General features: G+C 72.8%; 7 protein-coding genes. 3 read left to right on the top strand and 4 right to left on the bottom strand.

The window, feature by feature from the left end; translation table 11 throughout:
- Positions 1-386: 386 nt before the first annotated feature.
- Together ACFW1A_RS35250 and ACFW1A_RS35245 are read left to right on the top strand one after the other, a co-directional pair.
- Positions 387-593 (top strand): cold-shock protein, encoded by a 207-nt coding sequence (locus tag ACFW1A_RS35250; protein WP_380416573.1) that lies wholly within the window; start codon positions 387-389, stop codon positions 591-593.
- Between the two features lie 161 nt (positions 594-754).
- Positions 755-2,488 (top strand): DEAD/DEAH box helicase, encoded by a 1,734-nt coding sequence (locus ACFW1A_RS35245; protein ID WP_380416571.1) that lies wholly within the window; start codon positions 755-757, stop codon positions 2,486-2,488.
- Positions 2,489-2,534: 46 nt separating this feature from the next.
- Here the strand turns inward: ACFW1A_RS35245 and ACFW1A_RS35240 are convergent, their stop codons facing one another.
- From ACFW1A_RS35240 to ACFW1A_RS35225, 4 genes are all read right to left on the bottom strand, one after another.
- Positions 2,535-2,951: a DUF4440 domain-containing protein gene (locus ACFW1A_RS35240; RefSeq protein WP_380416569.1), complete on the bottom strand. Its 417-nt coding sequence runs from the start codon at positions 2,949-2,951 to the stop codon at positions 2,535-2,537.
- 144 nt (positions 2,952-3,095) lie between these two features.
- Positions 3,096-4,652, bottom strand: a complete 1,557-nt coding sequence (locus tag ACFW1A_RS35235; protein WP_380416566.1) for a hypothetical protein — start codon at positions 4,650-4,652, stop codon at positions 3,096-3,098.
- Positions 4,649-6,589: a hypothetical protein gene (locus ACFW1A_RS35230; protein ID WP_380416563.1), complete on the bottom strand. Its 1,941-nt coding sequence runs from the start codon at positions 6,587-6,589 to the stop codon at positions 4,649-4,651. Before ACFW1A_RS35230 ends, ACFW1A_RS35235 begins: the two co-directional genes overlap by 4 nt.
- Before the next feature lie 262 nt (positions 6,590-6,851).
- Positions 6,852-7,232: a hypothetical protein gene (locus ACFW1A_RS35225; protein WP_380416561.1), complete on the bottom strand. Its 381-nt coding sequence runs from the start codon at positions 7,230-7,232 to the stop codon at positions 6,852-6,854.
- 100 nt (positions 7,233-7,332) lie between these two features.
- On the opposite strand from ACFW1A_RS35225, the gene ACFW1A_RS35220 reads away from it, so the two are divergent.
- The coding region (locus ACFW1A_RS35220) for a sigma factor (protein ID WP_380416559.1) at positions 7,333-8,247 on the top strand (915 nt) is incomplete at its 3' end.

Raw genomic sequence — 8,247 nt, 5'->3', positions numbered from 1 at the left:
GCCGGTAGTGGGCGGCGGGCCGCCCCGGGAGCGACTTCCCGGGGCGGCCCGTCCGCGCTCGGCGGCCCGTAGCAGAGCCCGGCGCCACCGCTGCACGGGGGTCGGTCCGCCCCCGTTCACCCGCCGGCCCACCGTGCGTCACCTGCGCAGATGCCGTAGTGCGCGGTGGGGGAAACGGGTCCAAAATTATCCGATCAATCGGCGGGCCAGCATGCTACAGTCGAAGCAGTTGCAGTTTTGGTTCCCATGAACGTTTGTGTGCGCCTGGCGGTAATCAACCAACAGGCGCATTTGTTTTGTCCGGCGGTCATCTCCGGATGGGGATCGCGGCGACACGAGGTCCACGAGGTGTGGGTCTCGTAGCCCCAGTAGTAGAGGAGACGGTTATGGCTACCGGCACCGTGAAGTGGTTCAACAGCGAAAAGGGCTTCGGCTTCATCGAGCAGGAGGGTGGCGGCCCGGACGTGTTCGCCCACTACTCCAACATCAGCGCGCAGGGCTTCCGTGAGCTGATCGAGGGTCAGAAGGTCGAGTTCGACGTGACCCAGAGCCCCAAGGGCCCGCAGGCTGAGAACATCGCCGTCATCGGCTGACGTCCGGCATCTGCTGGACTCGCCTGACGCAGCGGAGGCCCGCACCGCTTGGTGCGGGCCTCCGTCCATGCCGCCCGACGGCCGGGGCGGCGATTTCCCTCCTCGCGGCCGACCCATGGGTCACCCAGTTGTGGTGGCCGCGCAGGACGGAGAAGTACTGCATGACTGATCAGGCACGCCCGACCGGGGGCCGCGGACGCGGCCGCACCCAGGGCGCTCGCCCGCAGGGCCAGACCGCCGGCCGCCCGCAGGGCGCCCGCACCCAGGCCCAGGGCACCCGACCCGCCCGCTCGCGTGGCGCGGTCAAGGCGCGGGTCGCCGAGCCCGCCGATTTCACCACCGTCACCGGCACCCCGGCCCGCCCGCCGGCCGCGACCTTCGCCGAGCTGGAGATGCCCAAGGGGCTGCTCTCGGCGCTGGCCCGGGAGGGCGTCGTCGAGCCGTTCCCGATCCAGGCCGCCACCCTGCCCGACTCGCTGGCCGGCCGCGACGTGCTCGGCCGCGGCCGCACCGGCTCCGGCAAGACGCTGGCCTTCGGCCTGCCGCTGCTGGCCCGCCTGGCCGGCCGCCGGGCCAACGTCCGCCGCCCGCTGGGCATGGTGCTGGTGCCCACCCGCGAGCTGGCCCAGCAGGTCACCGAGGCGCTCACCCCGTACGCGACCGCCGTCAACCTGCGGATCGCCACCGTGGTCGGCGGGATGTCGATCACCCGCCAGGCCAACGCCCTGCGCCGGGGCAGCGAGCTGCTGGTGGCCACGCCGGGCCGACTGGACGACCTGATCAACCGTCAGGACGTGCAGCTGGACGAGGTGGAGATCACCGTCCTGGACGAGGCCGACCAGATGGCCGACATGGGCTTCCTGCCGCAGGTCACCAAGCTGCTGGAGCAGGTGGTGGAGGGCGGGCAGCGGATGCTCTTCTCGGCCACCCTGGACCGCAACATCGACCGACTGGTGCAGCGCTTCCTCACCGACCCGGTGGTCCACTCGGTCGACCCGTCGGCCGGTGCGGTGACCACGATGGAGCACCACGTGCTGCAGGTCGACCCGGCCGACAAGGCCTCGGCGACCGCGCACATCGCCTCCCGGGACGGCCGGGTGATCATGTTCGTGCACACCAAGCACGGCGCCGACCGGCTGGCCAAGCAGCTGCTGGCCAACGGCGTCCGGGCGGCCGCGCTGCACGGCGGCAAGTCCCAGCCGCAGCGCAACCGGGTGCTCGACCAGTTCCGCGACAGCCACGTCACCGCCTTGATCGCGACCAACGTCGCGGCCCGCGGCATCCACATTGACGGTCTTGACCTGGTGGTCAACGTGGACCCGCCCATTGACCACAAGGACTACCTGCACCGGGGTGGACGCACCGCCCGGGCCGGCGAGTCGGGCACCGTGGTCACCCTGGTGCTGCCCGAGCAGCGGCGCGACATGTCGAAGCTGATGACCAACGCGGGCATCCGCCCGATCACCACCAAGGTCCGCCCCGGCGACGCCGAGCTGACCCGGATCACCGGCGCGCGCACGCCCTCCGGGGTCGCGGTCACGCTGGCCCCGCCGGTGGTGGCTCCGGCGGCGGAGTCGGCCACGGCCGAGAAGCCGGCCGGCGGGCGGTCGCGGGCCGCCACCGGCGACCAGGAGCGCGGCGCCAACCCGTCGCGCAACCGCCGCCGCTCCGGCGGGCGTTCGGGCCTGCCGGCGGACGTGGACATGAACGGCAACCCGAAGCAGCGCCGCCCCAAGCAGCGCCTCGGCGGCGGCGCCGCGAGCGCCACCACCGGCGAGGGCCGGCGGATGGCGGCCGGTTTCATCGGCAAGACGAGCGGTACCGCGAAGCCGGGCAGCGGTTCGAAGAGCGGCTCCAACTACGGCACGGGCCGGCAGCGGCGCGCCGCGCGCTGACGATCCGTCGGTCGGTGTGAGGGTCGGTCCCGGTCGGGGCCGGCCCTCACGCCGTTGCGGCCCGCGCGGCCTCGATCGCCGCGATCAGCGGCGTGATGTCCCGCTCGAAGCTCAGCTCGCGCAGCAGGGTGGTCCACCGCCCGCCCGCGCGCTGCCAGACGAAGCAGTACCGCACCGGGGTGCCGTGCTGCTCGCGGTGCACGACGACCGTGCCCTGGTCGCCGTGCACGAGGGTGGCGAGGAAGCGCACGTCGTCCACCGAGTCGCCGACCCGCTTCCCCTGGTCGCGCACGGCCCGGAAGTGCAGCATGAACTGCTCCTTGGCGAGCGTCGCCACCTGCCCGGCCTCGTCGGTGCGGACGTTCTCGAAGGTCGGGTCGTAGAGCTCGTCCAGGGCTTCCACGTCCATCGCGAGGCCGGCGGCGAGGTACTCGTGCATGCGGGTGATCAGTGACTGGTCCATGGCGGCTCCCGAGGTGCGGACGTCGGGCGGGGGTGCTCCCCGCCCCTGCCGCACCAGGGTCCTCGCCGCCGACGACAGATCGCCTGCACGGCGGTGTCGGCCACCGGCAGCGCGCTGTCAGCGAGCTGACGACCCGTCGGCGGCTCAGGTGCCGTTGGGGGCCGTGCAGTCGGCGGCCGGCGGCGCGCCCGTCGGCCAGGCGAGCGCGACGAACCTGGCGGAGCCGACGAACTTCTTGTCCGCGGTGGTCGGCTGCAGTTCGACCAGCGCCAGCGCCTTGTCGTAGGGGTTGCCGTGGTTGTCCAGGCAGATCCAGCCGCCCGCCCCCTTGACCTTGTTGGCGCCGTGCAGCTGCTGCCAGGCGTCCTTGACGTCGGCCAGGCTCGGCAGCGGGTTCCCGACGGCACTGTTGCGGATCTCGGTGACCGCCGTCCAGATGGTGTCGTGCATGACGATCGTGCGGGAGTCCTTGAGGTCGACGGGTCCGATCGGGCCGATCGGGCCCTTCGCGGCCCGGTCGACGAGCGAGGCGAAGTCGGCGTAGTCCGTGGCCGAGCCGCCGTTGACCGCCGGGCCGGTGGACCACATGTCCGGGTGGGCGAGGGACACGTAGCGCAGCGTCACGTGCTTGGTCAGGGCCGACCAGTCGAGCCCCGGGTCGGTGAGCAGGGAGTTGGCCTCGGAGCCGGTGAGCACCGTGTACGGCTTGGCCTGGCAGCCGCGTGTCCCGAGTTCGTTGATGAACTGCCGCAACTGGACGTACCGGCCGGCGAAGTAGATCGTGGTGGCGTCCGTCTGGCAGATGTTCTGGATCAGCTGCTGGAAGACGTTGGAGGTGTTGCCGGTCGTGCTGATGTCGTCGGGCGACTTGAACAGCTCGGGCTCGTGCGCGGCCGCGGCCTTGGTGGTCCGCTCGAACGCGTCCTTGAGCGTGGTGATGTAGCTGTCGTCCTTGCGGCTGTCCTCCACCACGACCGCGTTCTGCGGTCCGTTCGCGGCGCCGAAGTGGGCCAGGGCGTCGGCCTCCCCGGTGTTGGTGGGAACGACCCGGGCCAGGCTCGGGAACGCGTCGGGCGACTGGTCGCTGTTGGCCAGGTCGTCCCCGGTGATCGCACCGCCCACCACCGGGATGTGCAGGTCGTTGGTGAGGTGGGCGAGGGCGGCCCGGGTGGCCGGGACGCTCCGGTCGAAGCCGGCGACCGCGCGCAGGTTGTCGGTCGGCGACTTCGACAGCTGCCCCAGCTGATCGGTGACGCGGTGCCACTGGGTGCTGTCCGGACCGGGGTTGGCCAGGACCAGTCGGATCAGCGGGGCCTTCGCGTCCGACTCGTGGTTCGCCCGGTACTGCGCGAGGTAGGCGCCCTGGAGCTGGCGCAGGATCCGGTCGTCGTCGTTCCCGTTGCTCGCGGTCATGGGCACCATCACCGCGACGGTGACGTGCGGTTGCTTGCCGATCGCGTCGTTCTCCGCCTTGATCCGGGCGGAGACCTCGTCCAGCGGCTTGCCGAAGCTGAAGCCGCCGTCGGTGACGCCGAAGCACGGGCCGCCCTCCTGGAGCCGCTGCACCCCGGGGGCGCAGGACAGGTCGGGGCTCAGCACGACGTAGCCGGCCCAGACGCCGGCCGCGACCAGCAGGAGAGCGGTCGCCAGGGTCACCGCCTTGGTCAGCCGTCCCGCGCCCGGGGGGAATCCGATCCTCATGTGTTCTCGCTTCCTGTCGGCAGGTCCGGGGCCTGCACGCCCTGCAGCAGGAGTCCGGGCCAGGTGTTCCGGGCCTGGCGCAGAGCACCGCGCTCGTCACTGCTGTTGCTGCACAGGGTTTCCAGCTCGGCCTTGATGTCGGCGATGGTGTTGTCGTCGGGGACGGCCAGCGGGGACGACTGCTGCCACAGCGCGGCCACCAGTCGGCTGATCGCCAGGTGCACCGGGCCCGCGGTCGGGGCGGCGTCCTCGGCGGTGCAGACCGGGCAGGGCGCCGGGGCAGGCCGGTCGGGCATCCGCGGCGGGTGCGGAGCCGCGGAGACGATGTTCACGATCGCCAGCCAGTCGGCCGGACGGTCCGTCGCGAAACGGCGGTGCAGCGCGGACTCGACCTCCGCCGTCTCACCCAGTGCCAGGGTGTGGTGGAGGTACTTGGCCTCCTCCTCCCACGGGCCGGGCACCTGAGCCGGCTTGCCGTAGCCGCTGCGCGCGCGGCGCTGCAGTTGGTCCCAGTCGGTACCCTCGGGCGGCGAGGCCCGCAGGTGGGCGAGGAGCAGGGCGCGCAGCGCGGAGTCGGTCACGAACGGAGCCTTGCCGTCGCCCGCGGTCCAGTTCCGCAACTCCCAGTGGCAGTCCCGCAGGTACGCCTCGGCCTCCTCGATCCGCCCGACGGGGTCGGTCTGCGACCGGAGGTTCAGCAGCCTGACCGCGGCGTCCCGGTCGAGGGCGACCGACAGCAGGCGCAGGCGCTCGCGCAGCTCCGCCGCGGGCAGCAGCTGTGCCAACAGCCGCGTGACGAGTTCCGGATCCCGCTCGGGCCGCAACCGGTCGAGGAACGCGTCGATCTCGGAGCTCCCGTCGAGCCCGTGGAGCTCCTCGAAGACCTCGATCAGCGCGCACGCGGTGCCGGCCCGTCCACCGCCCAGTCGCTCGACGAGCAGCGGGAGGTGCTCCGGGTAGCGCCTGATCACCAGCATCTCCCGGATCTCGGCCTGCCGCACCGGCGGCAGGCCCATCCGCCGCCAGCGCTCACCCGCCGCGCCCGGTGCGTCGGTCAGCAGCGGGACTGACGCCGAGTCACCGCGCGAGGTGGCGACGATGACGGGATACGTGAAGTCGGGCCGGTCCGCGCCCAGGAGGGCGAACGCGCCGTTCAGCCGGGCGCGGAACCGGTCGCCCGGCTTGCCGTCGATGTTGTCGAGCAGCAGCACCGGCCGGGCGGCGTCGTTCCACCGGCGCAGGCGCCCGTAGTTGTCGTCGATGTCCGCGAGCAGTGCGGCGACGAGGAACTTCTCGATCTCTTCGCGGCGCGCGTCCTGCTGCTGGAACACCTGGCCGAACCGGTACAGCTTCTGCACGGCGTCGCCCGGGTAGCGGGCCGCCGGCAGCCGCTTGCCCCACCAGTCCAGCGCTTCCCGGTCGCCGCGCGGCGCGAACAGCAGGTCGCGGGCGGTGGTGGCCGCCGTCCTCACCAGGGCGTCCGCGCCGGGCGGCAGGGCCACCAGGGTGGTGGCGACCGGCGCCAGGGCGTCCAGCCACTGCTTGAGCAACTCCTTGCGCCGCTTGAGGTCGGCGCTGTCCGCCAGGATCGCCTCCCGGAACCGCGCCATCGCCTGCCGGAGTTCGTCAGGAAGCTTGGGCGCGGCCGTGTCGGACCAGGCCGTGACGACCACGAGGCCCAGCGAGAGCCGACGGAACCTCGGCGCTCTGGCGTGCGGAACCTTCAACTGGAGGCGGTCCGAGAGCAGGTACAGCAGATTGGTCAGCTGCGAGGCGCCCGCAGCCTCGTCGCCCGGTAGTCCGGCCAGCTCGTCGAAGCCGAAGTCCGGCGCGGCCAGGTCCGCGCGGACCAGCGGCACCCGGTCGACGTAGTTGGCGTGGAGCTCGTCGAGCAGGGTGGTCTTCCCGCTGCCCCGGCCGCCCACCAGCTCGATCACCGGTGCACCGGGTCGGAACGTCAACGGGTTGCCGTCGTTCCGGTCCCGGTTCAGCCCCACCCATGGCGGCAATAAGCTGTCCAGCACGATTGCCTGGCCGTAATCTCTCACGCGCCCCGCTCTCCCCACACCGAGGACCCCTCGGACGATGGCACGAAGAATACGGTCGGGACCGGGGAAAGGTAAGAGGATTCTGTGATGTGACGATACGTCATATACGCACGAGTGTGCGGCCCGGACCGGACGGGACGGGGCAGGGCCGCTACCGTGCGCCCGCGCCGAACTGTCGGACCAGGGCCAGCAGGCTGAGCGCGAACATCAGGACGCCCAGCGGGAGGTGGACCGCCGGTACGCGGGCGATGCCGAGCACGACCTGGACCGAGGCGAGGAGCAGGAACCCGGACGCGTGGCGGACCGGCCGGGGCGAGCCGCCGCCCGGCTTCCAGGCCAGGACCGCGGCCAGCACGTACAGCATCGACGCCCCGTACATCACGCGCGCGCCGATCCCGTGCAGGGTCTCGCCGTAGGACGTGGTCAGCAGCAGTCCCGCGGTGACGGCCTGCAGGAAGATGGTCAGCGTCTGCAGGGCGATCGCGAGCCGCAGGAACGAGAAGGTCCGGTGCGCCGTCGTCGGGGTGGTCATGTCGCGGTCCTCTTCTCCGCCCGGAGGCAGTGGTCGGTAGGGTCTCACCAGTCCGACGAGGCGGGACCGAAAAAGGTAAGGCGAGGGGTGGCCGGGGAGCATGGGGGGCACGGGGGAGGCCGGGGCGGGCACCGGCGGGACCATCGGCGAGCGGCGCCAACTGGTCAACATCGCCTACCGGTTGCTCGGTTCGCTGGCCGAGTCGGAGGACGCCGTGCAGGAGGCCTATGCGCGCTGGTACGCGCTGCCGCCCGGCCGGCGGGCGGAGATCGTGGCGCCCGGTGCGTGGCTGACCACGGTGACCGGGCGGATCTGTCTTGACCTGCTCGGCTCGGCGCGGGTCCGGCGGGAGCGCTACGTCGGCGCGTGGCTGCCCGAGCCGCTGCCGGACCGCGCCGAGTGGGGCCCGGCCGGGGCGGGCGGCGCCGGGGGCGGCGACCTCGCCGACCTGGTGGTGCTGGACGAATCGGTCGCGATGGCCTTCCTCGTCGTCCTGGACGCGATGACGCCCGCCGAGCGGGTCGCCTTCGTCCTGCACGACGTGTTCCGGTACCCCTTCGCCGAGATCGCCGACGTGCTCGGCCGCACTCCCGCCGCCTGCAAGCAGTTGGCGGCCTCCGGCCGCCGTCGGCTGGGCGCCCCCCGCACGCCGGTGCCGGCGGCCGGGCGGGCGGCGGCGGTGCGGCGGGTCCAGCAGGCCTGGGAGGCCAAGGACATCGCAGCCCTGGTCGCCGTGCTGGACCCGGCCGCCGTGATGACCGCCGACGGCGGGGGCCTGGCGGGGGCCGCGCTGCGCCCGATCGAGGGCGGCGCGCAGATCGCGCAGTACATGGTCGCCATCGCGGACAAGGCGCCCGGACTCGAACTCCTGCTGCGGTCGGTCAACGGCGGGGGCGGGGGGGGGGGCCCGGGCGGCCGGGGGGGGGTGTGCCCGGGGCCGGGGGGGGGGGGGGGCCCGCGGCGCCCCCCCCGGATGGGGGGGCGCCCAAACCCCGGACCTGGGGCGAGGGGGCGG

The organism is Kitasatospora sp. NPDC058965 (assembly GCF_042741245.1).
Lineage (GTDB): Bacteria > Actinomycetota > Actinomycetes > Streptomycetales > Streptomycetaceae > Kitasatospora.
This window is presented reverse-complemented; position numbering and strand designations above follow the sequence as displayed.

Coding starts and splice junctions, on each gene's coding strand:
- ACFW1A_RS35245 (WP_380416571.1), top strand. CDS start 755: ATGACTGATCAGGCACGCCCGACCGGGGGCCGCGGACGCGGCCGCACC.
- ACFW1A_RS35240 (WP_380416569.1), bottom strand. CDS start 2,951: ATGGACCAGTCACTGATCACCCGCATGCACGAGTACCTCGCCGCCGGC.
- ACFW1A_RS35225 (WP_380416561.1), bottom strand. CDS start 7,232: ATGACCACCCCGACGACGGCGCACCGGACCTTCTCGTTCCTGCGGCTC.
- ACFW1A_RS35250 (WP_380416573.1), top strand. CDS start 387: ATGGCTACCGGCACCGTGAAGTGGTTCAACAGCGAAAAGGGCTTCGGC.
- ACFW1A_RS35235 (WP_380416566.1), bottom strand. CDS start 4,652: ATGAGGATCGGATTCCCCCCGGGCGCGGGACGGCTGACCAAGGCGGTG.